Source organism: Pseudomonas sp. RL_15y_Pfl2_60, from assembly GCF_963970595.1.
Lineage (GTDB): Bacteria > Pseudomonadota > Gammaproteobacteria > Pseudomonadales > Pseudomonadaceae > Aquipseudomonas.
The window spans coordinates 109,209-131,056 of record NZ_CAXAOE010000001.1 but is presented as its reverse complement, the minus strand read 5'-3'; the positions used below and the strand labels follow the sequence as shown (position 1 = coordinate 131,056).

The window sequence follows — 21,848 nt, the reverse complement described above, 5'->3', positions numbered from 1 at the left end:
GCTAGGCGGAGGACGCTGGTAATGGTTGTTCCCTTGCCAAGTTCTCCAGCACCGCATGGCGAGATTTTACGCGCAACCCGAAGGGGCGGGCCTGTTTTAGTGCGATACTGCGTTTTTCGACACTTATTTGGAACAACCAAACTTCGTGTCTCGTGCCTTGTCTCGCGCTAAAGCAGGCTCCGGCGCGGCCGTGAACGAAACGAGAACAGATCCTTGATGACAAATCCTTCCCCTCCAACCTCCGGCGTACAGCTGATCGAGGTTGCGCCGGAACTTGCCGGCCAGCGCATTGATAACTTCCTGCGCACCCAGTTAAAGGGTGTGCCAAAGACATTGATTTACCGCATCTTGCGTAAAGGCGAAGTGCGCGTGAATAAAGGTCGGATCAAGCCTGAATACAAAATACAGGCGGGCGATATCGTCCGCGTCCCGCCGTTGCGTCTTGCTGAGCGAGATGAGCCTGCACCCTTGGCTCAGGGCCTGTTGGAGCGCCTTGAGGCGTCTATCGTCTATGAGGATAAGGCGCTGCTGGTGATCAACAAGCCGGCAGGCATTGCCGTGCATGGTGGCAGCGGTCTCAATTATGGGGTAATCGAGGCCTTCCGCCAGCTGCGTCCTGATGCCAAGGAGCTCGAGTTGGTGCATCGCCTTGATCGCGATACTTCCGGGTTGTTGATGATTGCGAAAAAACGCAGCATGTTGCGCCATTTGCACGAAGCCTTGCGCGGTGATGGCGTCGATAAGCGCTACATGGCCTTGGTTCGCGGTAACTGGCCAGCAGCGAAGAAGTCGGTCAATGCACCGCTGCAAAAGAGCAACCTGCGTTCTGGTGAGCGCATGGTCGAGGTCAGTGACGAGGGCAAGGAGGCGCTGACGCGCTTTCGCGTGCTGCGTCGCTTCGGTGAGTTCGCCACCATTGTCGAGGCCAAGCCAGTAACCGGTCGCACCCATCAGATTCGTGTGCATGCGCAGTACGCTGGGCACTGTATCGCTGGTGACACAAAATACGGTGATGACGATTTCAGTCGTGAAATTCGCGATTTGGGCGGCAAGCGTCTGTTTCTGCACGCCTATGAGCTTATCGTGCCGTTGCTTGATGGTGGCGAGCTTAAGCTCTCGGCCCCGGTGGATGAGGTTTGGGCGCGGACAGTGGAGCGCTTGAGTGCCTGATTATCGTCTGCTGATCTTTGATTGGGATGGCACTCTGGTTGATTCGATTGGTCGTATCGTCGAGGCCATGCATCGGGCATCTGATGCCTGTGGCCTGGTTCGCTGCACGGATGATCAGGTCAAGGGCATAATCGGCCTGGGTTTGCCGGAAGCCATCGCGACCCTCTATGCGCAGCTGGATACTGCTGCCATTGAGATCTTTCGTGGTGTCTACAGTGCTCAGTATTTGGCGCTTGAGGCCGAGCCTTCACCCTTGTTCGCCGGGGTTGAGGAGTCGCTTGAGGCGTTTCGCGAGCAGGGTTATTTGCTTGCCGTGGCAACCGGCAAGGGGCGACACGGCCTGCAACGTGTGCTTGAGGGGCGAGGTTGGACGGAATATTTTGATGCCACCCGCTGTGCGGATGAAACGGCGAGCAAGCCGCAGCCATTAATGCTTGAACAGTTGTTGGCTGAGTTTGGTCTGCAGGCGAATCAGGCGCTGATGGTGGGTGATTCTTCGTTTGATTTGCAGATGGCGCACAATGCTGGCATGGATTGCGTGGCTGTAGGTTATGGCGCGCAGCCCTTAGACGTTTTGCGTGGGTGTTCTCCGACGCTGGCGATTGAAGAGTTCATTGAGCTGCGTACCTGGCTGCAAGGGCGTGTAGATAGTCAACGAGTTGAGGTGGGCAGTTATGTCGGATGAGTGGAATTTGCCTGAGTCGGGCGAAGCAAAAGAATCCAAAGAAGATGCGAAAAGCTGGAAGTTGCTAGAGAAAACGCTGCTGGCGGGCGTGCAAGAGCAGCGTCGCTCGCGGCGTTGGGGGATTTTCTTTAAGTTGCTGACCTTTATTTATCTGTTTGTCGCTTTGGCGCTGTTCTCGCCCATGCTCAAGCTCGGCAAGGGGGCGGGGGATGTAGGTGGTGCCCATACGGCGCTAATCGAAGTGCGTGGCGTTATCGCTGATAAAGAAGCTGCCAGTGCTGACAATATTGTTGGTAGCCTGCGCGCCGCATTCGAGGATGAAAACACCAAGGGTGTGATCCTGCGCATCAACAGCCCGGGCGGCAGTCCGGTGCAGTCGGGCTATATCTATGACGAGATCAAGCGCCTGCGCGGTGAGCATCCGGACGTTAAACTGTACGCCGTGATCAGTGATATTGGCGCTTCGGGCGCCTATTACATCGCCAGCGCCGCAGATCAAATCTACGCCGACAAGGCCAGTCTGGTCGGTTCCATTGGTGTGACTGCAGCCAGCTTCGGTTTTGTTGGCCTGATGGACAAGCTCGGTGTGGATCGCCGTGTGTACACCTCGGGTGAGCACAAGGCTTTCCTTGATCCGTTTCAGCCGCCCAAGGCCGAGGAAACTGAGTTCTGGCAGGGCGTACTTGATACCACTCACCAGCAATTCATCGACAGCGTGAAGAAAGGGCGTGGCGATCGTCTCAAGGTCGCTGAAAATCCGGAGTTGTTTTCTGGTTTGATCTGGTCTGGCGAGCAGGCGCTGAAGCTTGGCTTGATTGATGGCCTGGGTAGCACCAGCTATGTGGCTCGTGATGTGATTGGCCAGAAAGAGTTGGTCGATTTTACTGTGCAGGATTCGCCGCTGGATCGCTTTGCCAAGAAGTTGGGCGCAAGCGTGGCGGAGAATGTTGCGCTATGGATGGGCTTTCAAGGCCCAGCCTTGCGCTAGTCGAATTGCTTGATGTCAGTCAAAAGGCCCGGTTTTCCGGGCTTTTTGCTGTCTGGGTGCGGTGTTCGGCAAGCTGGTTCCGTCGGGAGGATAGCGCTTTGATGGGCGGGCTTTGCATTGCCAGGCCCTGGTGGATCAAGGGATTTGCCAGCCTTCCTCATGCAGCATATCGACCAGGCGAATCAGCGGTAAGCCAATCAGGCTGTTGGCGTCGCTGCCTTCGGTGCTGCGAAACAGGCTCACGCCCAAGCCTTCGGCCTTGAAGCTGCCGGCGCAGTCGAGTGGTTGTTCCGCTTCCAGGTAGCGCTGGATCTGTTCTGGGCTGAGGTTGCGAAAGTGCACGGTAAAAGGGACGCAATCGACCTGGTATTGGCCGGTTGCGCTATTGAGCAATGCCAGGCCGGTCAGAAAGCTCACGCTCTTGCCGCTGGCGGCGCTCAGTTGGCTAAAGGCGCGCTCCATGGTATGCGGCTTGCCAAGGACCTGCTGGTCAAGCACTGCAACCTGATCAGAGCCGATGATCAGGTGTTGCGTATAGGTGCTGCTCAGGGCGCGGGCTTTTTCAAGGGCCAGGCGCTTGACCATATCGCAGGGTGTTTCATCAGCGAGCCGGCTTTCGTCGATATCGGGCGAGCTGCAACTGAATGCAAGATTAAGCCGGCCCAACAGTTCGCGGCGATAGGGTGAGCTTGAAGCTAGAATCAGTGGCAGCATGTGAGGCCTGTTTGTCCTTTGAAAGCAGCTATAAATAAGTCGGTGTTCACTAAATACCGAAAATTCTAATATAAAGGCCGAATCATTCGCTGCTTTATATGCCTGCTCTGCTGGCCTGGGTCGCGGTGGCTGAACCTGATTAATTCGTGGTCTGTCAGGGCGTAAATTGGCGCTAAACTGACTTTGCCGTGGGTCGATGGTCGTTTGTGCTGTCGATAAGCCTAATTTCCTTTGACAGGTACGGGTCTCATCCCTAGAATGCGGCGCCTATGTCGAATGGACCGATTCCACCTCACGTTGATCCGCGTAAGTTAGCAGATCGCACTGCCACCCTTGAGGGTGAGATTGCGCTTGCCGATTTACAAAGGCTCTGCAGCCCGCTTGCCGCCAACGACGGTAAGGTGCGTGCGAAGTTTTTCTTCGAGCGCGACGAGCGCAATGCTGTGGTTTTCCATAGCGAACTTGAGGTTGATGTCAAAATGGTTTGCCAGCGTTGTCTGGAACTGGTCGCTCTGCCGATCCAAAGCGCATGTGATTACGCTGTGGTGAAAGAAGGTGCGAATACCCAGTCTGTGCCGCAAGGCTATGACGTGCTGGAGTTGGGTGAAGATCCTTTGGATCTGCTTGCGCTGGTTGAGGATGAGCTTTTGCTTGCCTTGCCCATTGTCCCAGCTCATGACCCCGATGATTGCCAGCAGCCCGGTGGGCTCGATGAGCCTGAGCCGAGCGAGGACGAGGTAACGCGGTCCAACCCGTTCAGTGTATTAGCACAGTTAAAGCGTGACCCAAACGTTTAGGAGTTAATTAGTATGGCTGTTCAGCAGAACAAAAAATCCCGTTCCGCCCGCGATATGCGCCGTTCCCACGACGCCCTCGAAGGCAACGCTCTGTCCGTAGAGAAGAGCACCGGTGAAGTTCACCTGCGTCACCACGTATCGCCAGAAGGCGTATACAAAGGTCGCAAAGTGATTGATAAGGGCGCTGACGAGTAATCTTGTCCGCTCCAATCATCGCGATTGATGCAATGGGTGGGGACTTCGGTCCTCACTGCATTGTTCCGGCAAGTATCGCTTGCCTGCAGAAATACCCCTCGCTGCACCTGGTCCTCGTCGGCCAATCTCCAGTTATTCAACGTCTGATTGACCAGCATCCTGGCATTGATCGCTCGCGCCTGAAAATTGTTCATGCCAGCGAAACCATTGCGATGGATGAGTCGCCTGCGCATGCCTTGCGAAACAAAACCGATGCCTCCATGCGCATTGCTCTGGACTTGGTTGGTTCAGGTCAGGCAGATGCCTGTGTCAGTGCGGGCAATACCGGTGCATTGATGGCGCTGTCGCGCTACGTGCTCAAGACGCTGCCGGGCATTGATCGACCTGCAATGATTACCGCGGTGCCAACGGAGCGGGGCGAGTGTTACCTGCTTGACCTGGGTGCCAATGTTGATTGCTCTGCTGAAAACCTGTCGCAGTTTGCTGTAATGGGTGCTGTCGCCGCCGAGGCTCAGGGAATTCGCACGCCGCGTGTGGCCTTGCTCAATGTCGGTACTGAGTTGATCAAGGGTAATCAGCAGGTGAGGGCTGCTGCTGCATTGCTGCAACAAAACAGCGGGCTCAATTACGTCGGCTTTGTTGAGGGTGATGGTCTCTATCGCGGCGTGGCTGATGTGGTTGTGTGCGATGGTTTTGTCGGAAATATCGTACTCAAGTCGAGCGAAGGCTTGGCCAATATGATCTCTGGGCGCTTGGCGGACCTGTTCAAGGCTAACCTGTTAACCCGTGCGTTGGGACTGATGGTTTTGCCTCTTTTAAAGCGACTGCAAGGTGAGTTGGCGCCAGCGCAGCATAATGGTGCAAGCTTGTTGGGATTGCAGGGTATTGTTGTTAAAAGTCATGGTGCGGCTGATCAAATAGGTTTTCAGAGTGCAATTCGCCGAGCTTTGGCGGAGATCGAAGAAAATTTACCGCAACGATTGCAGGGTCGCCTTGACGATCTGTTGCGCTAGAATGTGACTGCACTGGATGCTCGGACATCCAAGCGACAGCGTGTTGCGCACAGGTTACGTCCTGCGCCGACTTACCCGAGGTTAAAACAACACTAGGGATCTGTTTAATGTCTGCATCATTTGCATTCGTCTTTCCTGGTCAAGGCTCACAGTCTTTGGCCATGCTGGCTGACCTTGGCGCCCAGCAAACCATCATTACCGATACCTTTGCCGAGGCTTCCACTGTACTCGGTTACGATCTCTGGGCGCTGACCCAGCAGGGGCCGGAAGAGCAACTTAATCAAACCGACAAAACCCAGCCTGCGATTCTCACCGCGTCTATCGCTCTGTGGCGTTTGTGGTTGGCTGAGGGCGGCGCCAAGCCAGCCTTTGTTGCGGGTCACAGTTTGGGCGAGTATTCAGCCCTGGTTGCTGCTGGCAGCGTTACGCTGGCTGATGCGGTGAAACTGGTTGAGCACCGTGGTCAATTAATGCAGCAGGCCGTACCTGCTGGCCAAGGCGGCATGGCGGCGATTCTCGGTCTTGAAGACGCTGATGTGCTGGCCGCTTGTGATGAAGCTGCGCAGGGTGAAGTGGTTAGCGCGGTGAACTTCAATGCACCGGGCCAGGTGGTTATCGCCGGTAGTGCTGCGGCAGTAACCCGCGCTATCGAAGCCTGCAAGGCGCGTGGTGCCAAGCGCGCCATGGCATTGCCGGTCAGCGTGCCGTCGCATTGTGCCTTGATGCGCCCGGCGGCTGAGCGTTTTGCCGCGGCAGTATCGGCAATCGACTGGCAAGCGCCGCAGATTCCATTGGTGCAGAACGTCAGTGCGGCCGTGGTTGCTGATCTTGATGTGCTCAAGGCTGATCTCTTGGCGCAGCTCTACAGCCCGGTTCGCTGGGTTGAGTCTATGGTTTGCCTATCTGAGCAAGGTGTTACCGATTTGGTTGAGTGTGGCCCAGGCAAAGTGCTTTCGGGTCTGAACAAGCGTTGTGTCAAAGGCATCAACACCTACAATCTGGAAACCCCAGACGCTTTCGCTGCTGCACGTGCGGCGTTGGCCTGATTGAGGAAATAAGTATGAGTTTGCAAGGTAAGGTTGCACTGGTAACCGGCGCCAGCCGTGGTATTGGCCAGGCTATTGCCCTTGAATTGGGGCGTCAGGGCGCAATTGTGATCGGCACTGCGACATCTGAGTCGGGCGCTGGTCGTATCACTGAAACACTCAAGTCCAATGGCATCGAAGGCGTCGGCATGATGCTTGATGTCTGCAGTGACGAATCGGTCAGCACGGTACTGGAAAATATCCAGAAACAGTTCGGCCAGCCGCTGGTTTTGGTCAACAATGCCGGCATTACCCGTGACAATTTAATGTTGCGGATGAAAGACGATGAATGGTTTGATGTCATCGATACCAACCTAAACAGCCTGTATCGCCTGTCGAAAGCTGTTTTGCGGGGTATGACCAAGGCGCGTTTTGGTCGTATTATCAATATTGGTTCGGTAGTGGGTGCCATGGGCAACGGCGGACAGGTAAACTACGCCGCCGCCAAAGCGGGGCTAGAAGGTTTTGGTCGCGCACTGGCACGTGAAGTAGGATCGCGTTCGATTACAGTGAACGCAGTGGCACCGGGCTTTATCGATACTGATATGACCCGTGAATTGCCGGAAGCACAGCGTGAGGCGTTACTGACACAGATTCCGCTGGGTCGTTTGGGGCAGGCACAAGAGATCGCAAATGTTGTCTCTTTCCTCGCTTCTGATGGCGCAGCATACGTCACAGGGGCTACTATCCCTGTGAATGGCGGGATGTACATGAGCTAAATGTGACGGCGGTCTTCAGAAAACTGTCATAGGTTTTGTCTAAAATCCGTTATAAAGCTGCAACAGGTTTATAGACAGATCGTTGAAGTGTTTTTGGGGCCACCCCGCATTCAGCTTGAAATGCTAAAAACCCTTTATATACTGGCCGCACAGACAAGCTGCCTGGATTTGTCCAACTAGGAGTGAAAATACGGTATGAGCACCATCGAAGAACGCGTCAAGAAAATCGTTGCTGAGCAACTGGGCGTGAAAGAAGAAGAAGTAACCAACAGCGCTTCCTTCGTTGAAGACCTGGGTGCCGACTCTCTTGACACCGTTGAGCTGGTGATGGCTCTGGAAGAAGAGTTCGAAACCGAGATCCCAGACGAGCAAGCTGAAAAGATCACCTCTGTTCAGGAAGCGATCGATTACGTTACCGCTAACGCCTAACGTTTATCGTCGGTTACCCGATTAGAAAAAGCCGTACGGTCTTCATGTCCGTGCGGCTTTTCTTTAAGTGGCTGTTGTTAGCCCGTTCTTTTTGGATTGCAGCGCGCAAATGCTCGGCTTAACCTGCCTGGTAATACGCGAAGCTTTCACAGCACTGTACAACAGCAACGTGAATAAGCGTTTGTTGCACTCGCGTGGACTGCACCGTGCTTTATAAAACAGAGTAAAGGAGATTGCTGTGTCGCGTAGACGCGTCGTAGTTACCGGTATGGGCATGCTGTCGCCGCTGGGTAACGATGTGCCGAGCAGTTGGCAGGGCATTTTGGCCGGAAAAAGCGGTATCGGCCCGATCGAGCATATTGATCTTTCTGCTTACACCACTCGTTTTGGTGGCTCGATCAAAGGCTTTGATGTCGAGCAGTACTTGTCTGCCAAAGAGGCGCGCAAGCTCGATTTATTCATTCAATACGGTTTGGCTGCCAGCTTTCAGGCAATGCGTGATTCCGGCCTGGACGTTACTGATGCTAATCGTGAGCGCATTGGTGTCGCGCTGGGCTCGGGTATTGGTGGCTTGACCAATATCGAGAACAGCTGCAAAGCGCTTCAGGAGCAAGGCCCACGGCGTATATCGCCGTTCTTCGTGCCGGGCTCGATTATCAATATGATTTCAGGTTTCCTGTCGATCCACTTAGGTGTACAGGGACCGAACTATGCCATCGCAACGGCCTGTACCACAGGAACCCATTGTATCGGCATGGCCGCGCGCAATATTGCCTACGGCGAAGCTGATGTAATGCTGGCTGGCGGCGCGGAAATGGCAGCGTGCGGCTTGGGCATGGGTGGCTTCGCCGCAGCGCGTGCCCTGTCAACGCGCAACGATGAGCCAACCAAGGCCAGTCGCCCATGGGATGTGGACCGTGATGGTTTTGTCTTGTCCGACGGCGCCGGCACCTTGGTGCTTGAAGAGCTGGAGCATGCCAAGGCCCGTGGCGCGCACATCTATGCCGAATTGATTGGTTTCGGCATGAGTGGCGATGCCTTCCACATGACTTCGCCACCAGAAGACGGTGAAGGGGCAGCCCGTTGCATGGCCAATGCCTTGCGTGATGCTGGCTTGAGTCCGGATCAGGTGCAGTACATCAATGCCCACGGCACGTCGACAATGGCCGGTGACAAGGCTGAGATTGCTGCGGTCAAGTCGGTTTTCGGCGATCACGCCTACAAGCTCAGCGTCAGTTCGACCAAGTCGATGACTGGGCACTTGCTGGGCGCTGCAGGTGCTGTCGAAGCTATCTTCAGTGTCCTTGCGCTACGTGATCAAGTCGCGCCCCCGACCATCAACCTTGATCAGCCTGATGAAGGGTGTGATCTTGATCTGGTGCCGCACACCGCCAAAGAAAAGCCGATTGATGTAGTGCTCTCCAACTCCTTCGGGTTTGGTGGCACCAATGGCTCGCTGGTGTTCCGCCGGTTTAACGATTGATGTTGAGCTGGGTCGACGGTCACCCTGAAGCGTTGCTGTCGATCAAGGATCGCGGCTTGGCCTATGGCGATGGTTTGTTTGAGACCATCGCCGTAACCGCCGGCACTCCGGTGTTGCTTGAGCGTCACCTAAGTCGTTTGGCTCAGGGCTGCGCACGCTTGAAAATTGCACTTGATCAGCGCCTGCTGCGCAATGAGCTGCAGGCTTTTTGTGCTGTATTGGGTAACGGCATCGCCAAACTGATTATCACCCGTGGCGATGGTTTGCGCGGTTATGCTCCGCCTGTGGCGGCTCAGTCGCGGCGTATCCTGCTGGGTTCGCCACCGGCCAGCTACGCGCCTGAAAATGCCCAAGAGGGTGTGCGTCTGTTTGCCTGCAAGACAACCTTGGCTGAGCAACCCTTGCTGGCTGGGCTGAAACACCTCAACCGCCTTGAACAGGTGTTGGCGCGTGCCGAGTGGGATGATCCAGCTTACGCTGAAGGCCTGATGTGCGATGTTGGCGGGCGCATAATCGAGGGCGTCTACAGCAATATTTTCATGGTCAGGGATGGGCAATTGTTCACCCCTGACTTGAGCCGCTGCGGCGTGGCGGGGGTGATGCGCGCCGAGCTGCTGGATCAGGCCGGGCAGTTGTCGATCCCCTGCGCGGTGACGGATATCAACCTCAACGAACTGCGCAGTGCTGACGAGGTCTTTGTTTGTAATAGTGTCTATGGTGTCTGGCCGGTGCTCGAACTGCTTGATAGTCGCTGGCTGGCCGGGCCCATGACCCGTAGACTGCAGGCAATTGCTCGTGATTTATTGGATAGTTAATTCGTGATACGCAAAATACTGCTGTTTCTTGAAGTCTGTGTGGTGCTGGCGGGCCTGACGTTTGCCGTGGCTGCCTGGCAACAACACACTGCGTTGCAGCAGCCCTTGCAGTTGAGTCAGGAACGTCTGCTTGAAGTGCCAAAAGGTGCTACGCCGGGCGGTGTGCTCAATCAACTGGAGCGCGAAGGGGTTATCGACAAGGCTTTTTGGTTGCGTCTGTACTGGCGCTTCAACCTGCGCGGCGAACCCTTGCACAGTGGCGAATACCGGCTAATGCCCGGTCAGACCGTGCGTGACATGCTGGGCCTGTGGCGTCGCGGCGAAGTGGTGCAGTACAGCCTGACCTTGGTCGAGGGCTGGAACTTTCGTCAGGTTCGTCAGGCCTTGGCCCGTCAGGATGCCTTGCAACTGACCTTGAGCGATGTCTCCGATGAGCAGTTGATGGAGCGCCTGGGCGAGCCAGGGATGAATCCTGAAGGGCGCTTCTTCCCCGATACCTATCGCTATGTGCGTGGCATGACGGATTACGAACTGCTCAAGCAGGCTCATGCACGTTTGCAGCAAGTGCTTGATGAAGAGTGGCAGGGGCGCGCTGATGACTTGCCCTACAAGGAGCCTTATGAGGCGCTGATCATGGCCTCGATGATCGAAAAGGAAACCGGCGTGCCGCAAGAGCGTGACCAGATTGCCGGGGTATTCATCCGCCGCCTGGCGCTGGGCATGCGCCTGCAAACTGACCCGACGGTTATCTATGGCATGGGCGAGCGCTACACCGGGCGCATCACCCGCGCGGACCTGCGTGAGCCAACGCCCTACAACACCTATGTTATTACCGGCATGCCGCCGACGCCTATATCGCTGGTGGGGCGTGAAGCCATTCATGCAGCGCTGCATCCGGCACCTGGTAAAAGCTTGTATTTCGTCGCCCGTGGCGACGGTAGCCATACATTCTCCAATTCCCTTGAGGCGCATAACCGGGCGGTACGCGAATATCAGCTCAAGCGTCGGGCGGATTACCGCTCGAGCCCTGCGCCGGTTCCACCTAATGATCAAAAGGACAATCAGTGAGCGGTCTGTTTATCACCCTGGAAGGTCCTGAAGGTGCGGGCAAGAGTACTAATCGTGACTACTTGGCCCGTAAGCTCGAAGCACAAGGTTTAGAGGTTGTATTAAGCCGTGAGCCTGGCGGCACGCCGTTGGCCGAGCGAGTACGCGAGTTGCTGCTGACGCCCAATGATGAGCCGATGTCTGCAGACACCGAGTTGCTGCTGGTATTCGCGGCGCGCGCGCAGCATATCGCTCAGGTGATTGCACCAGCACTGGCCCGTGGCTGCGTGGTGCTGTGCGACCGTTTCACTGATGCGACCTATGCCTACCAAGGCGGTGGTCGTGGTTTGTCCGAGGCGCGCATCAGCCAGTTGGAAAACTTTGTCCAGGGTGATTTGCGCCCTGACCTGACCCTGGTTTTTGATTTGCCGATCGAGGTGGGCCTGTCGCGTGCAGCTGCGCGTGGACGGCTGGACCGCTTCGAGCAAGAAGGCTCGAACTTCTTCAATGCGGTGCGCCAGACCTACCTCAAGCGCGCCCAGGCGGCACCAGAACGGTATCGCATTGTCGACGCTGCACAGACCCTGGAGCAGGTACAGGTCGCACTGGATGCATTGTTGCCCACTATCTTGGAGTTGAGCCGTGGCTGAGGCTTATCCTTGGCAAGAGTCGCTGTGGCAGCAATTGGCCGGTCGCACCCAGCATGCCCATGCTTATCTGTTGCACGGCGCTCCAGGCATTGGCAAAAGGGCATTGGCCGAGCGCTTGCGTGCACGCTTGCTCTGTCAGCAGCCACAAGGTCTTGATGCCTGCGGCCAGTGTAAGTCGTGTCATCTGCTGGCGGCGGGCACTCACCCTGACTCGGCTGTGCTGGAGCCAGACGAGTTTGACAAGCCGATCAAGGTGGATCAGGTGCGCAGCCTGGTTAACTTTCTGGTGCAGACCGCCCAGCTCGCTGGCCGCAAAGTCGTGCTGGTTGAACCGGCCGAGTCGATGAACCTCAACGCCGCCAATGCCTTGCTCAAAAGCCTTGAAGAGCCTTCGGGTGATACGGTGATCTTGATGATCAGCCATCAGCCAAGCCGTTTGCTGCCGACCGTAAAGAGCCGCTGCGTGCAACAGGCGTGTCCGTTGCCCAGCGAAGCCATGAGTCTGCAATGGATGGCTAGCGCATTGCCGGACACCAGTGCCGAAGAGCGTGCTGAACTACTGTGTTTGGCCGCCGGATCGCCATTGGTGGCTGTGCGCATGCAGGAGCAGGGCGTGCGCGAACAGCGCGCTCAGGTCGTTGATGGCGTGAAAAAACTGCTCAAGCAACAGATTGCAGTCAGCCCCTTGGCCGAAAGTTGGAACTCAGTATCCTTGCAGTTACTGTTTGATTGGTTTTATGACTGGTCGCAGTTGATGCTGCGCTTCCAGCTGACGCAAGATGAAGAAGGCCTTGGCCAGGCGGATATGCGCAAGGTTGTGCAGTACATGGCGGGCAAGGCCAGCCAGGCCAATGTGATAAAAATGCAGGACTGGATCATGCTGCAACGACAAAAAGTCATTGCCAAAGCTAACCTTAACCGTGTTCTGCTTCTCGAAGCCTTGTTGGTACAGTGGGCAAGCTTGCCCGGACCGGGCTAGAATCGCCCACTAAGTATTAAAAAATCAGGAATGCCGCATGAGCTTGCCACCTAACCTGGGCCCGCGTAATGGAATCTTGTCTCTAACCATCAAAGACAAGTCCGTGCTCTATGCCGCTTACATGCCTTTCATCAAGAATGGCGGGTTGTTTATCCCGACCAACAAAAGCTACAAGCTGGGTGATGAAGTGTTCATGTTGCTCAACCTGATGGATGAGCCTGAAAAAATTCCGGTTGCGGGTAAAGTGGTCTGGATCACGCCAAAAGGCGCACAAGGCAACCGCGCCGCAGGTGTTGGCGTGCAGTTCAATGACGGTGACAACACCGCCCGCAACAAGATCGAGACCTATCTGGCCGGTGCGCTGAAGTCGGATCGTCCGACACACACCATGTAGCCTGACTTGCCTCGGATGCTCTAACGCAAAGGCCGCATTGAGTGCGGCCTTTTGCATTCACTTTTTTTGCTGAAGATTATTGGTTTTTTTATGTTGATTGACTCGCACTGCCATCTCGACCGACTGGATCTTGGCGCCCACAACGGCTCGCTCGATGCGGCACTTGATGCCGCGCGGGCGCGTGGAGTTGGCCATTTCCTGTGTATAGGGGTGAGCGCGGATAACGCCGCTGCGGTCAAAGGTCTGGCTGATCGCTATGAGGATGTCGATTGCTCGGTCGGCGTGCATCCGCTGGATCTGGAACCGGGTGCAACGCCGGCAATGGACTGGCTGCTCAGTGAGCTTGAGCACCCACGCGTGGTTGCCATCGGCGAAACCGGCCTTGACTATCACTACGAACCAGAGGCTGCCGAGTTGCAACAGGCCTCGTTCCGCCTGCACTTGCAAGCGGCCCAGGCCACCGGCAAGCCGGTCATAGTGCATACCCGCGGCGCTCGTGCCGATACCTTGCAGCTCTTGCGTGAGGCTGCGCTGCCGCAAGCCGGTGTGCTGCATTGCTTCACTGAAGACTGGGACATGGCCAAGGCCGCGCTGGATCTGGGGTTTTATATCTCGCTGTCGGGCATTGTCACTTTCCGCAATGCCGATGCGCTGCGTGAAGTTGCTCGCCAGGTTCCGGTTGATCGTCTACTGGTTGAGACTGACTCGCCGTATCTCGCGCCGGTACCGCATCGCGGCAAACCTAACTTGCCGGAATATGTGCGAGACGTAGCTGAATATTTGGCTGTGCTGCGCGGCGTTAGCTACGAGCAGCTGGCCGAGCAGACCGGCAACAACTTCAAGCGCTTGTTTCCGCTGGCCCGTGTGGGCGGGTAGCACGACCAGCTAGGCCAGAGCGCAAAAAAAAACCCGGGTTCTGGGGGATGAATCCGGGTTAAGACCATTAGGAGTAATCAAGGTACGCGGTCCACGGTACCTCGGCTGGCGAGTCACTTGGGGGGAGATGCCTCGCCAGTACTTATGAGTATTGGTCAACTTTTCCGATCGTCCAGCCCAATTTGGCGGGTTCTTAAACGGATTTGGAATACCCGAGCTACTGCTCAGTTCTCAGCGGCTACTGGCTTGGCGTATCAGGCGCAGCGTTGACTCGATTACCTCGGGTTTAGTGTAAAAGTGCGGCGAGAGGCGGATACCCTTACCACGCTGGGCGCATACCACGTTGTTTTGCTTGAGCTTTTCAAACAACGCCTGGGTATCCCAACCGTCGAGGCTGAAGTTGATAATACCGGCCCGGCGTTCTGGGTTCAGTGGGCTGTGCAGGTTAACCCCCGAAATCCGCCCCAGCTCAGTGGTCAGCGCTAGCACGCGCTCTTCCAGCGCCTGGCCAACGGCTACCATACCCACTTCTTCCAGCAGCGACAGGCTGGCTTCCAGGGCCATGGTGCCGAGCATGTTTGGACTGCCTGACTCAAAGCGCACCGCACTTTTCGCCGGCTGCCAGTCCGTACGCGAGTAATCACCGGCGTGTTCGAGCATATGCCAGCCGTATTCGTGGAGTTTGAGCTGTTCGCGTAATTCGCTGCGGCAATAAAACAGGCCAAGGCCTTCCGGGCCGAGCATCCATTTGTGGCCATCAGCCATGGCGAAGTCGCACTCACAGGCTTGAACATCAAAGGGCAGGGCGCCGATTTGCTGGATCGCATCTACACAAAACAGCACGTCTTTGCCCTTGCAGCCGTGGCCGAGGCGTTGCAGGTTGAGACGCAAGCCACTGGCAAACTGCACCGCGCTGATTGAGAGCAGACGCGTTCGCGGGCCGCAAGCGTCGAGCAGGGCGGCTTCCGGGTCATTGTTGGCTAGATTGACCTGTTTGACCTCAACGCCTTGCGCACTTAATGCCTGCCAGACAATTTTATTTGAGGGGAACTCTTCATCGCTGATCACCACCTGATCGCCCGGTTGCCAATCCAGCCCAAAGGCAACATAGGACAGCGCTTGCGAGGTGTTCTTGACCAGGGCGATATCGTCACTCGACGGCGCGTTGACCATGCGGGCCAGGCGTTCGCGCAATAAATGTTCGGTTGCCAGCCAGTCAGAATAGTGACGCGCACCGAGCCTGGCGTTCTCGTTTGAGAAGCGATTTACCGCATCTACAGTGCGCTGCGGCCATGGCGAAATAGCGGCATGATTAAGGTAATTGATTGCAGAAAGCTGCTCAAACTCGTAACGAAGTGCGTTCATGGTCCGATGATCCGTGCAATTTGGCGCTATTGAGGCATAATAGTCGGCTCGATTTTTGACCACTTAGTCCCTTTATGCAGAAAGAACCCCGTAAGGTCCGTGAGTTTCGTCGCCGTGAGCAAGAAATTCTCGACACTTCGCTAAAACTATTCCTTGAGCAAGGCGAAGACAGCGTGACTGTCGAGATGATCGCCGACGCAGTAGGAATTGGTAAAGGCACCATCTACAAACATTTCAAATCCAAGGCTGAGATCTATCTGCGCCTGATGCTCGACTACGAGCGTGATTTGAACGAGTTGCTGCATTCGGCCGATGTCGACCGTGACCAGGAAGCCCTGTCTCGTGCCTACTTTGAGTTCCGCATGCGCGACCCGCAGCGTTATCGTCTGTTTGATCGCCTTGAAGAAAAGGTGGTCAAGGGTAACCAAGTCCCGGAAATGGTCGAGCAGTTGCACAAGATTCGTGCTTCGAATTTTGAGCGCCTGACCTTGTTGATCAAGGGTCGGATCGCCGAAGGCAAGCTCGAAGATGTGCCGCCTTATTTCCACTATTGCGCTGCATGGGCTTTGGTACACGGCGCTGTGGCGCTGTATCACTCCCCCTTCTGGAGCAATGTGCTGGAAGATCAGGAAGGCTTCTTCCAGTTCCTGATGGACATCGGCGTGCGCATGGGCAACAAGCGCAAGCGCGATGGTGATAACCCGACCAGCTAAGCTGTCATTTAGCTGGCCTGGGACATAAGTCCGAGGCCAGCTTATATGTCCTGCATATTTAACGACTCAGCCGTACTTGAATTTATTGAGCTTAGTGGCTCGTGTTGCGCAAGCAAGATTACTGATCCTGCAGAGTGATTTGCCATGGCTGCCGCATTTCCTATCGACTACATCGAGCCGGTCTTCCGCCCGCCCAGTGAGGCACACTCACTGATCCTGCCGGTTACCAACGGCTGCTCGTGGAACAATTGCACCTTCTGCGAAATGTATACCCAGGAGCAGAAGAAGTTTCGCGCTCGTGATGAAACGCAGGTGCTCGAAGAAATCCGCAAGGCTGGTGAGCAGTTAATCGTTCAGCGGGTGTTCCTGGCTGATGGCGATGCCTTGGTGCTGCCTACACGGCGCTTGTTGAATATTCTCACAGCAATCCGCGAGCATATGCCCGAGGTGAATCGGGTATCGAGTTACTGCCTGCCGCGTAACCTGCGTAAAAAGTCAGTGGCCGAGCTGAAGGAGCTAGCAGACGCAGGGTTGGGGATGGCTTACGTAGGCTGTGAGTCAGGCGACGACGAAGTCCTGGCGCGGATCAACAAGGGCGAAACCTATGAGTCGAGCCTGAGTGCGCTTGATAAGCTGGGCGAAGCGGGCATCACGCGTTCGGTGATGATTCTTAACGGTCTTGGCGGCAGCGTGCTGAGTGAGCAACATGCCGACAATTCAGCGCGTTTGATGAATGCTGGGCAACCTGAGTTTCTGTCGACCTTGGTGGTGAGCTTTCCCCAAGGCGAAGCGCGGTTGCGAAGTGGCTTTGCCGATTTCGAGCCGCTCAGCCAAGCGCAACTCTTTGTTGAAATTGAGCGACTGCTGCAGGGGCTTGAACTGCAAAACACGGTGTTCCGCAGTGACCATGCCTCGAACTACCTGGTGCTCAAAGGCAACCTGGGGGCTGATAAGCAACGTTTGCTGGCACAGGTTCGCGAGGCTATTGAACGTCCGCAACAGGCGCACCTGCGCCAAGAGTGGCAACGCGGCTTGTAGGCTGGCGCTTCTGTTTATCATGCCGGCTGATTGGGCGAGCCATGCAAGCGATGGCGGTGGGCGTTACAATGGCATCAGCACCGATTGCCCCGATCGGGCACGGCTGGAGCCAGCGTCTCGATGTTCACCCTTGTACACCTGGATACGTCACCACCAGAGGCCCTGAACGCTCAGGTTCTACAAATGGTGGTGGACTACTTCAGCGACATCAGTCCGGTGCCGCTGACGCCCAGCAATCCGCTCTACCAACTCTACCAATACGTGATTGGCTACGAGGTGCACATGTACCTGCAAGCCATGAGCGGCGCTCAGAACAGTTCGCCGAGGTTGGTGCTGGCTCTGGATGATGAAGATCCAGCGCTGGTGCTTGGCTTTGCCCTGTATCTGCCAAGCCCGGATGACACCGAAGCCTGCACGCTTGCCTATCTGGCTGTTCAAGCCAGTCACCGCCGACGGGGTATCGCCAAGGCCCTGTTGCAACAGGTGATCGAGCATCGCCCGCACCTCGAATTGGCCTGCGCGGCGAGCAAGGTGCAGGCCTTTGAATCCATGGGGTTGCACGTGCTGGCAGCGCAAGGGCCGCACGTCGTGCTCAGTAGCCGGGCTTACCGCTCGACTGGAATGGTGGCGGTTCAAGATCTGGCACCGATTTTTCAATCCAAGGAAGTGCGACAGATCCACACCTACCTTGTGCAACAGCAGGGTAACAAGGCCATGAGTGATGCCGAAAACAAACGCGACCGCCTGCTCGACCAGATGGCCTACCAGGCTCAGCAGTTGCTGAAAGAGCGATTCCCGACGATTCACTGATGGAATAGGGAGTAGGGGAGTAGGGGACAGACCACGTTCAAATCAGCATTTTGCAAAACCTGGCCTGTCCCTTATTAGCGGCTGCTAATTTCATAGAGCACACCGAGATTGAATTGCGCGTTGGAGTTGCCTTGCTGCGCAGATTTTTCGTACCAACTAAGTGCTTGTGTTTCGTCCTTGGCAACCCCGATGCCTTGTTCGTACATTTTAATCTTGCTCTATCCCTCGATATTGTTGCCTTCACGTCTCTTTCGCAGAGCTTCTGCGGTCTTAGCGGCCAAGCCTTGACCCCCACAGTTTTGCAGGTTGCGACCGGCTGGAATCGGTCAAGAGTGCACATTTACGGATGACTTAAAGCCGTTTAGAAACAAGGCACTATTCAAGAGCGCCTTGCTCCCAGCGCCAAGATGAAACGGGTGAAGACGGCATCTGGATGAGGATATTACGCAAACCCGCAGCGTCATCGCTCAAACGACAGTGACATAGATAACAATCCGGACCTCGAGTGGGATTGTTGTAAGTAGTGGGGTAGACAGCGCTTTGCGCCCTAGAATAGTCTTGAAGCACAAAAGGGAAAGCTCAGCGTAGCCAAAGCTCAGCCGAGCGGACTTTGCACTCCGGCAAAGGCATTACCAAGGACATGGGTATAAATCTGCGTAGTACGCACATCGGCATGCCCAAGCAGGGTCTGCACTGTGCGGATGTCACTACCGCGGCGCAGCAGCTCGGTAGCAAAAGTATGTCTGAAGGTATGGCAACCCGCTGGCTTGCCAACCGCCGCCGCTCGTACAGCTCTCCTTACCGCCTTTTGCACTGCACTGACGTGCAGGTGGTGCCGCACTATGTTGCCCTCATCGTCTGCACACAAACCCTGAGAGGGAAACAACCACCGCCACTCCAGCGCCCGCGCTGCGTTAGGATATTTGCGGCGCAGCGCATAGGGCAGGCTGACATCGCATTGGTAAAACGCATCTTGCTCGCGCCAAGCACGTTGGATACGCGATTTGCGATCTCTCAGTGGCTCAATCAGCGAGCTCGGCAGCAGCGTCGTGCGGTCCTTATTTCCCTTCCCGCTACGCACCGTGATGATCTGGCGGTCGAAGTCGATGTCTTTGATTCGCAGCCGACAGGCTTCGACAACACGCAGCCCCGAGCCGTACATCAGCGACGCAATCAGCTTGTGAGGCTCAGGCAGCAACGCGATGATCTGGGTTGCTTCACTGTGCGTCAGCACTGTTGGAATACGGGCAGGGCGCTTCGCCCGCACAGTGTCACCGATATCGCCCAGCGGCCGATCAAGCACCTTGCCGTAAAGAAACACCAGAGCGTTAAGTGCCTGATTCTGCGTGGCAGCGGCCACATGCCGACTGACGGCCAGCCAGGTAAGAAACTCGCTGACTTCCGCCGGCCCCATTTCCAGAGGGTGACGCATCCGGTGGTAGCGCAGGAAATAGCGTATCCAGTACCAGTAGGTCTTCTCGGTGCGAATGCTGTAGTGATTCACCCTAATGACGTTACGAAACTGTTCTCGCAGACGTGGCTTGGCTGGAGCGGTATCCATATCGCATCCGTACTGTATGTTTGTACAGTATTATTGATTGCACAAAAAGAGGAAGTCAAGCGAATACAGATCGTATGCAATGGCAAGAATATAACTGATTGTTTTATAAAGAGAATTTACATGTTGAATCGACCGGGTGAGGTGTTGTTATGAAGAAGTCACTAATATGCAATCATAAAGCCGTCGGTCCACTCAACTGTTATGTTGTTTGAGGGGAAATATGGAAGACGTCAGCATTGGGCTTACGAAAGATGAAGCGTTGGTTCTTTTTGAGTTTTTATCTAGATTCTCAAGCCAAGACGTTCTTGAAATCCAAGATCAAGCAGAAGAAAGAGCTCTCTGGAATTTAACCTGCTCTCTCGAAAAGGTTCTAGCCGAGCCTTTTTCAGAGCGTTGGGTGGAAATCATCTCTGCAGCAAGAGCAAGGCTTAGAGATGGCGAATAGTCACAACATAACAATTGCCTGCAAGCTGACCTTCGGCAGCTGAGGCAGGCGTTAGGCAAAAACATATGTCCCGCGTACAGCTAGTAGAGATTGATCTCCGACCTATCACTAGCGCAGAAGAACTGCACTCGTTGCTGATGGAGTCGCTGAATTTTCCGGGCTGGTATGGTGCTAACTGGGACGCTTTCTGGGACGCCATAACTGGCTTGGTTGAAATGCCATACACAGTTAGGTTCTTGGGCTGGCCGCGGTTCTCTCAACGCCTACCTCGTGAGGCTGTGCTATTAAAAGAATGCCTTGCTGAAATGCAAGGTGAATATCCGCAGCTCGCAAGCAAGGTGGTTTATGCCTAACAAGGCGCTCAAATCGCTCACTTCGTTCGCTGGGACGGCGTGCCGCCGCCCCTTAGCTTAATCGTTAGGGCTAGTCATGGAAGCTACAGTTGCGCAGGAAGATGGCCTAGTACTGAGCATTACTTCTTGCCAAGAACCAGGAAATGAAATCATCAGAGTCAGGCTTGAAGGTACTAAATTTCATTCCGAAATCACTGCTGGAAATGAGCCGTCTGCAGAAGAGTCAGGCCAGCTAGCACACTTTCTCGCTAATGCAGCTTCTGTAAAAACAGGTCAGTCACTTTCATGGCTCTCATCTTGCCAAGATCTGCTTTTTACAGTCAGCTCAGAGCCTGAATTCGAAAATTATATTTTCCTTCGAGTTTATATCGGTTCAAATACTAATGACGAGTGCGACTGGCGAGTAAATGCCGATCTTTTGTTAAGGCCTGAACAGCTATATCATTTTGCCCTTGCTGTTCCTTTACTCCAACGGTAAAGCCCTAACAAATAGTTCAAATCGCTCGCTGCGCTCACTGGGACGGGCTAAAGCCCGCCCCTTAACCAAACGTTAAGTGAGTCTAAAAAAAGGAAATCGAGCTTTGTCTGAAATATCTGAAAGGCTATTAGCGCAAAGGCTTAGGAATAGACTTATGGAAGTGCTTGGTATCTATTCTTGTAATGAAGACTGGGAGCTTCTTGGGCCAGATGAGGTTATAAATCAATGGGAAGACGTCGTAGACGAAGGAACAATGTCTATATACCTTGAGCCTGTTTTCACTAAACAAGAACAAGAAAATCTTCAAAGGTTTCATCAACTTTGGCTTCAATACTGTGATTCCACGCCTAAAAATATGCCTTCTTTCAAAAGAATAAAAGTAACTCCGGAATGGCAAAATCTGCAAGCAGAGGCTATCCAATTATTGGAAATATTCGAATTACGTGAAAGGTTGAGCGAAGAAATTGAAATCACTTAACAAGGCGCATCAACTCGCACACTTCGTGTGCTGGACAGTTTGTAAGTCGCGCTTTTGTGGTTTTGCTTCGCAAAAGTACTCCACAACGCACAACTTACAAACTGCCGTTGTGCTTAACGTTAGGTATCGCATGGATATTTCTCGCCTATTGCGTAAGCGTCAATTAAATGTGCAGGAGCAAAATGCACTTGCAGAGCACAGGATATATTTGACCGCGAGGTACTGGCGAGAAAACAAACTACCACGCGCGCTCTTTGAATATGGAAAGAAGCAAGATTTATCTTGGAGCCAAAGTATCATTTTGCAGCTGGAAATAGATTTCCCTGGCATGCCTAGCTTAATTGGCACAGTTCTTACAGACAAAGGTCGCTTCATTGATTTTGAACTGGATACAGACGAAACATACGAAGAAGTGAATTCGGTTGATCTGTGGGAAGACATCACAGATCTGCAGAACTTTTCTACGCACAATAAAGGTAAGGGCGTTGGGTATGGCGCACTAGCATTAAGTGTGCAGTCCAAACTCCTCGGCGAAACCTAACAAGTGGTTCAAACCGTTCGCTTCGCT

28 protein-coding genes are annotated in these 21,848 nt (G+C 54.8%); 24 read left to right on the top strand and 4 right to left on the bottom strand.

The genetic code is table 11. From position 1 onward, the window contains the following. Positions 1–216 precede the first annotated feature (216 nt). Genes rluC through sppA form a run of 3 tightly spaced genes read left to right on the top strand, consistent with a single transcriptional unit; the run spans position 217 to position 2,843 of the window. The gene (gene rluC, locus AACY26_RS00670) at positions 217–1,170 is read left to right on the top strand and encodes a 23S rRNA pseudouridine(955/2504/2580) synthase RluC (RefSeq protein WP_339510023.1); all 954 of its coding nucleotides are present in this window, start codon (positions 217–219) and stop codon (positions 1,168–1,170) included. Continuing rightward, complete coding sequence (locus AACY26_RS00665) at positions 1,163–1,855, top strand: HAD-IA family hydrolase (RefSeq protein WP_339510021.1); 693 nt, start codon at positions 1,163–1,165, stop codon at positions 1,853–1,855. The genes rluC and AACY26_RS00665 overlap by 8 nt, the downstream gene beginning before the upstream one ends. Further along, complete coding sequence (sppA, locus tag AACY26_RS00660) at positions 1,845–2,843, top strand: signal peptide peptidase SppA (RefSeq protein ID WP_339510018.1); 999 nt, start codon at positions 1,845–1,847, stop codon at positions 2,841–2,843. Before AACY26_RS00665 ends, sppA begins: the two co-directional genes overlap by 11 nt. Positions 2,844–2,978: 135 nt before the next feature. Here sppA and AACY26_RS00655 read toward each other — a convergent pair whose 3' ends face one another. After that, positions 2,979–3,557 (bottom strand): Maf family protein, encoded by a 579-nt coding sequence (locus tag AACY26_RS00655; protein ID WP_339510016.1) that lies wholly within the window; start codon positions 3,555–3,557, stop codon positions 2,979–2,981. Positions 3,558–3,826: 269 nt separating this feature from the next. Here AACY26_RS00655 and AACY26_RS00650 point away from each other — a divergent pair, with 269 nt between their 5' ends. From AACY26_RS00650 to AACY26_RS00590, 13 genes are all read left to right on the top strand, one after another. Next, on the top strand, positions 3,827–4,354 hold the full coding sequence (locus tag AACY26_RS00650) for a YceD family protein (RefSeq protein ID WP_010488932.1): 528 nt from the start codon (positions 3,827–3,829) through the stop codon (positions 4,352–4,354). A gap of 12 nt (positions 4,355–4,366) precedes the next feature. Continuing rightward, the gene (gene rpmF, locus AACY26_RS00645) at positions 4,367–4,549 is read left to right on the top strand and encodes a 50S ribosomal protein L32 (protein WP_010488930.1); all 183 of its coding nucleotides are present in this window, start codon (positions 4,367–4,369) and stop codon (positions 4,547–4,549) included. Positions 4,550–4,551: 2 nt separating this feature from the next. Next, the gene (plsX, locus tag AACY26_RS00640; RefSeq protein WP_339510013.1) at positions 4,552–5,562 is read left to right on the top strand and encodes a phosphate acyltransferase PlsX; all 1,011 of its coding nucleotides are present in this window, start codon (positions 4,552–4,554) and stop codon (positions 5,560–5,562) included. 107 nt (positions 5,563–5,669) lie between these two features. Beyond that, positions 5,670–6,608 (top strand): ACP S-malonyltransferase, encoded by a 939-nt coding sequence (gene fabD, locus AACY26_RS00635; RefSeq protein WP_339510011.1) that lies wholly within the window; start codon positions 5,670–5,672, stop codon positions 6,606–6,608. Positions 6,609–6,622: 14 nt separating this feature from the next. Next, positions 6,623–7,366 carry a 3-oxoacyl-ACP reductase FabG gene (gene fabG, locus AACY26_RS00630; protein ID WP_339510009.1) on the top strand — a complete coding sequence of 248 codons (744 nt, stop codon included), beginning with the start codon at positions 6,623–6,625 and terminating at the stop codon, positions 7,364–7,366. A 195-nt stretch (positions 7,367–7,561) separates the two neighbouring features. Further along, positions 7,562–7,795: an acyl carrier protein gene (gene acpP / locus AACY26_RS00625; RefSeq protein ID WP_010488922.1), complete on the top strand. Its 234-nt coding sequence runs from the start codon at positions 7,562–7,564 to the stop codon at positions 7,793–7,795. 238 nt (positions 7,796–8,033) lie between these two features. After that, positions 8,034–9,278, top strand: coding sequence for a beta-ketoacyl-ACP synthase II (gene fabF, locus AACY26_RS00620; protein ID WP_339510007.1), 1,245 nt, complete (start codon positions 8,034–8,036; stop codon positions 9,276–9,278). Next, complete coding sequence (gene pabC, locus AACY26_RS00615; protein WP_339510005.1) at positions 9,278–10,093, top strand: aminodeoxychorismate lyase; 816 nt, start codon at positions 9,278–9,280, stop codon at positions 10,091–10,093. The genes fabF and pabC overlap by 1 nt, the downstream gene beginning before the upstream one ends. A 3-nt stretch (positions 10,094–10,096) precedes the next feature. Continuing rightward, positions 10,097–11,161: an endolytic transglycosylase MltG gene (gene mltG, locus AACY26_RS00610; protein ID WP_339510003.1), complete on the top strand. Its 1,065-nt coding sequence runs from the start codon at positions 10,097–10,099 to the stop codon at positions 11,159–11,161. Continuing rightward, positions 11,158–11,790, top strand: coding sequence for a dTMP kinase (gene tmk, locus AACY26_RS00605; RefSeq protein WP_339510001.1), 633 nt, complete (start codon positions 11,158–11,160; stop codon positions 11,788–11,790). The genes mltG and tmk overlap by 4 nt, the downstream gene beginning before the upstream one ends. Next, positions 11,783–12,769, top strand: coding sequence for a DNA polymerase III subunit delta' (locus AACY26_RS00600; protein ID WP_339509999.1), 987 nt, complete (start codon positions 11,783–11,785; stop codon positions 12,767–12,769). Before tmk ends, AACY26_RS00600 begins: the two co-directional genes overlap by 8 nt. Positions 12,770–12,806: 37 nt before the next feature. Next, the gene (locus AACY26_RS00595; RefSeq protein ID WP_003245164.1) at positions 12,807–13,163 is read left to right on the top strand and encodes a PilZ domain-containing protein; all 357 of its coding nucleotides are present in this window, start codon (positions 12,807–12,809) and stop codon (positions 13,161–13,163) included. A gap of 90 nt (positions 13,164–13,253) precedes the next feature. Continuing rightward, positions 13,254–14,039, top strand: a complete 786-nt coding sequence (locus AACY26_RS00590) for a TatD family hydrolase (protein ID WP_339509919.1) — start codon at positions 13,254–13,256, stop codon at positions 14,037–14,039. Between the two features lie 231 nt (positions 14,040–14,270). On the opposite strand, the gene AACY26_RS00585 is transcribed toward AACY26_RS00590, so the two are convergent. Further along, positions 14,271–15,404, bottom strand: a complete 1,134-nt coding sequence (locus AACY26_RS00585; protein ID WP_339509916.1) for an aminotransferase class V-fold PLP-dependent enzyme — start codon at positions 15,402–15,404, stop codon at positions 14,271–14,273. Between the two features lie 74 nt (positions 15,405–15,478). On the opposite strand from AACY26_RS00585, the gene AACY26_RS00580 reads away from it, so the two are divergent. The 3 genes from AACY26_RS00580 to AACY26_RS00570 all read left to right on the top strand — a co-directional run bounded on the left by AACY26_RS00580 (position 15,479) and on the right by AACY26_RS00570 (position 17,965). After that, the gene (locus tag AACY26_RS00580) at positions 15,479–16,117 is read left to right on the top strand and encodes a TetR/AcrR family transcriptional regulator (RefSeq protein WP_339509915.1); all 639 of its coding nucleotides are present in this window, start codon (positions 15,479–15,481) and stop codon (positions 16,115–16,117) included. A 144-nt stretch (positions 16,118–16,261) separates the two neighbouring features. After that, positions 16,262–17,155: a radical SAM protein gene (locus AACY26_RS00575; protein ID WP_339509914.1), complete on the top strand. Its 894-nt coding sequence runs from the start codon at positions 16,262–16,264 to the stop codon at positions 17,153–17,155. A 120-nt stretch (positions 17,156–17,275) separates the two neighbouring features. After that, positions 17,276–17,965 (top strand): GNAT family N-acetyltransferase, encoded by a 690-nt coding sequence (locus AACY26_RS00570; protein WP_339509912.1) that lies wholly within the window; start codon positions 17,276–17,278, stop codon positions 17,963–17,965. A 74-nt stretch (positions 17,966–18,039) separates the two neighbouring features. Here AACY26_RS00570 and AACY26_RS00565 read toward each other — a convergent pair whose 3' ends face one another. Together AACY26_RS00565 and AACY26_RS00560 are read right to left on the bottom strand one after the other, a co-directional pair. Beyond that, a complete protein-coding gene (locus AACY26_RS00565; RefSeq protein WP_339509910.1) occupies positions 18,040–18,171 on the bottom strand; it encodes a tetratricopeptide repeat protein in 132 nt (43 codons plus the stop codon). A gap of 389 nt (positions 18,172–18,560) precedes the next feature. Continuing rightward, entirely contained in the window at positions 18,561–19,526 is a 966-nt protein-coding gene (locus AACY26_RS00560) for an integron integrase (protein ID WP_339509908.1), read from the bottom strand. A gap of 220 nt (positions 19,527–19,746) precedes the next feature. Between AACY26_RS00560 and AACY26_RS00555 the strand changes: the two genes are divergently transcribed. The 5 genes from AACY26_RS00555 (at position 19,747) to AACY26_RS00535 (ending at position 21,821) form a co-directional block, all read left to right on the top strand. Next, positions 19,747–19,971 carry a hypothetical protein gene (locus AACY26_RS00555; RefSeq protein ID WP_339509906.1) on the top strand — a complete coding sequence of 75 codons (225 nt, stop codon included), beginning with the start codon at positions 19,747–19,749 and terminating at the stop codon, positions 19,969–19,971. A gap of 65 nt (positions 19,972–20,036) precedes the next feature. After that, positions 20,037–20,324: a barstar family protein gene (locus AACY26_RS00550; RefSeq protein WP_339509903.1), complete on the top strand. Its 288-nt coding sequence runs from the start codon at positions 20,037–20,039 to the stop codon at positions 20,322–20,324. A 76-nt stretch (positions 20,325–20,400) separates the two neighbouring features. After that, positions 20,401–20,802: a hypothetical protein gene (locus AACY26_RS00545; protein WP_339509900.1), complete on the top strand. Its 402-nt coding sequence runs from the start codon at positions 20,401–20,403 to the stop codon at positions 20,800–20,802. Between the two features lie 154 nt (positions 20,803–20,956). After that, complete coding sequence (locus tag AACY26_RS00540; protein ID WP_339509898.1) at positions 20,957–21,280, top strand: hypothetical protein; 324 nt, start codon at positions 20,957–20,959, stop codon at positions 21,278–21,280. Between the two features lie 130 nt (positions 21,281–21,410). After that, a complete protein-coding gene (locus AACY26_RS00535; RefSeq protein WP_339509896.1) occupies positions 21,411–21,821 on the top strand; it encodes a hypothetical protein in 411 nt (136 codons plus the stop codon). The last annotated feature ends 27 nt before the right edge of the window (positions 21,822–21,848 follow it).

Bases quoted from the DNA above. Each gene is read 5' to 3' on its own strand.
- rluC (WP_339510023.1), top strand. From the start codon at position 217: ATGACAAATCCTTCCCCTCCAACCTCCGGCGTACAGCTGATCGAGGTT.
- sppA (WP_339510018.1), top strand. From the start codon at position 1,845: ATGTCGGATGAGTGGAATTTGCCTGAGTCGGGCGAAGCAAAAGAATCC.
- AACY26_RS00655 (WP_339510016.1), bottom strand. From the start codon at position 3,557: ATGCTGCCACTGATTCTAGCTTCAAGCTCACCCTATCGCCGCGAACTG.
- AACY26_RS00650 (WP_010488932.1), top strand. From the start codon at position 3,827: ATGTCGAATGGACCGATTCCACCTCACGTTGATCCGCGTAAGTTAGCA.
- rpmF (WP_010488930.1), top strand. From the start codon at position 4,367: ATGGCTGTTCAGCAGAACAAAAAATCCCGTTCCGCCCGCGATATGCGC.
- fabD (WP_339510011.1), top strand. From the start codon at position 5,670: ATGTCTGCATCATTTGCATTCGTCTTTCCTGGTCAAGGCTCACAGTCT.
- fabG (WP_339510009.1), top strand. From the start codon at position 6,623: ATGAGTTTGCAAGGTAAGGTTGCACTGGTAACCGGCGCCAGCCGTGGT.
- acpP (WP_010488922.1), top strand. From the start codon at position 7,562: ATGAGCACCATCGAAGAACGCGTCAAGAAAATCGTTGCTGAGCAACTG.
- pabC (WP_339510005.1), top strand. From the start codon at position 9,278: ATGTTGAGCTGGGTCGACGGTCACCCTGAAGCGTTGCTGTCGATCAAG.
- AACY26_RS00595 (WP_003245164.1), top strand. From the start codon at position 12,807: ATGAGCTTGCCACCTAACCTGGGCCCGCGTAATGGAATCTTGTCTCTA.
- AACY26_RS00590 (WP_339509919.1), top strand. From the start codon at position 13,254: ATGTTGATTGACTCGCACTGCCATCTCGACCGACTGGATCTTGGCGCC.
- AACY26_RS00585 (WP_339509916.1), bottom strand. From the start codon at position 15,404: ATGAACGCACTTCGTTACGAGTTTGAGCAGCTTTCTGCAATCAATTAC.
- AACY26_RS00580 (WP_339509915.1), top strand. From the start codon at position 15,479: ATGCAGAAAGAACCCCGTAAGGTCCGTGAGTTTCGTCGCCGTGAGCAA.
- AACY26_RS00575 (WP_339509914.1), top strand. From the start codon at position 16,262: ATGGCTGCCGCATTTCCTATCGACTACATCGAGCCGGTCTTCCGCCCG.
- AACY26_RS00570 (WP_339509912.1), top strand. From the start codon at position 17,276: ATGTTCACCCTTGTACACCTGGATACGTCACCACCAGAGGCCCTGAAC.
- AACY26_RS00565 (WP_339509910.1), bottom strand. From the start codon at position 18,171: ATGTACGAACAAGGCATCGGGGTTGCCAAGGACGAAACACAAGCACTT.
- AACY26_RS00560 (WP_339509908.1), bottom strand. From the start codon at position 19,526: ATGGATACCGCTCCAGCCAAGCCACGTCTGCGAGAACAGTTTCGTAAC.
- AACY26_RS00555 (WP_339509906.1), top strand. From the start codon at position 19,747: ATGGAAGACGTCAGCATTGGGCTTACGAAAGATGAAGCGTTGGTTCTT.
- AACY26_RS00550 (WP_339509903.1), top strand. From the start codon at position 20,037: ATGTCCCGCGTACAGCTAGTAGAGATTGATCTCCGACCTATCACTAGC.
- AACY26_RS00545 (WP_339509900.1), top strand. From the start codon at position 20,401: ATGGAAGCTACAGTTGCGCAGGAAGATGGCCTAGTACTGAGCATTACT.
- AACY26_RS00540 (WP_339509898.1), top strand. From the start codon at position 20,957: ATGGAAGTGCTTGGTATCTATTCTTGTAATGAAGACTGGGAGCTTCTT.
- AACY26_RS00535 (WP_339509896.1), top strand. From the start codon at position 21,411: ATGGATATTTCTCGCCTATTGCGTAAGCGTCAATTAAATGTGCAGGAG.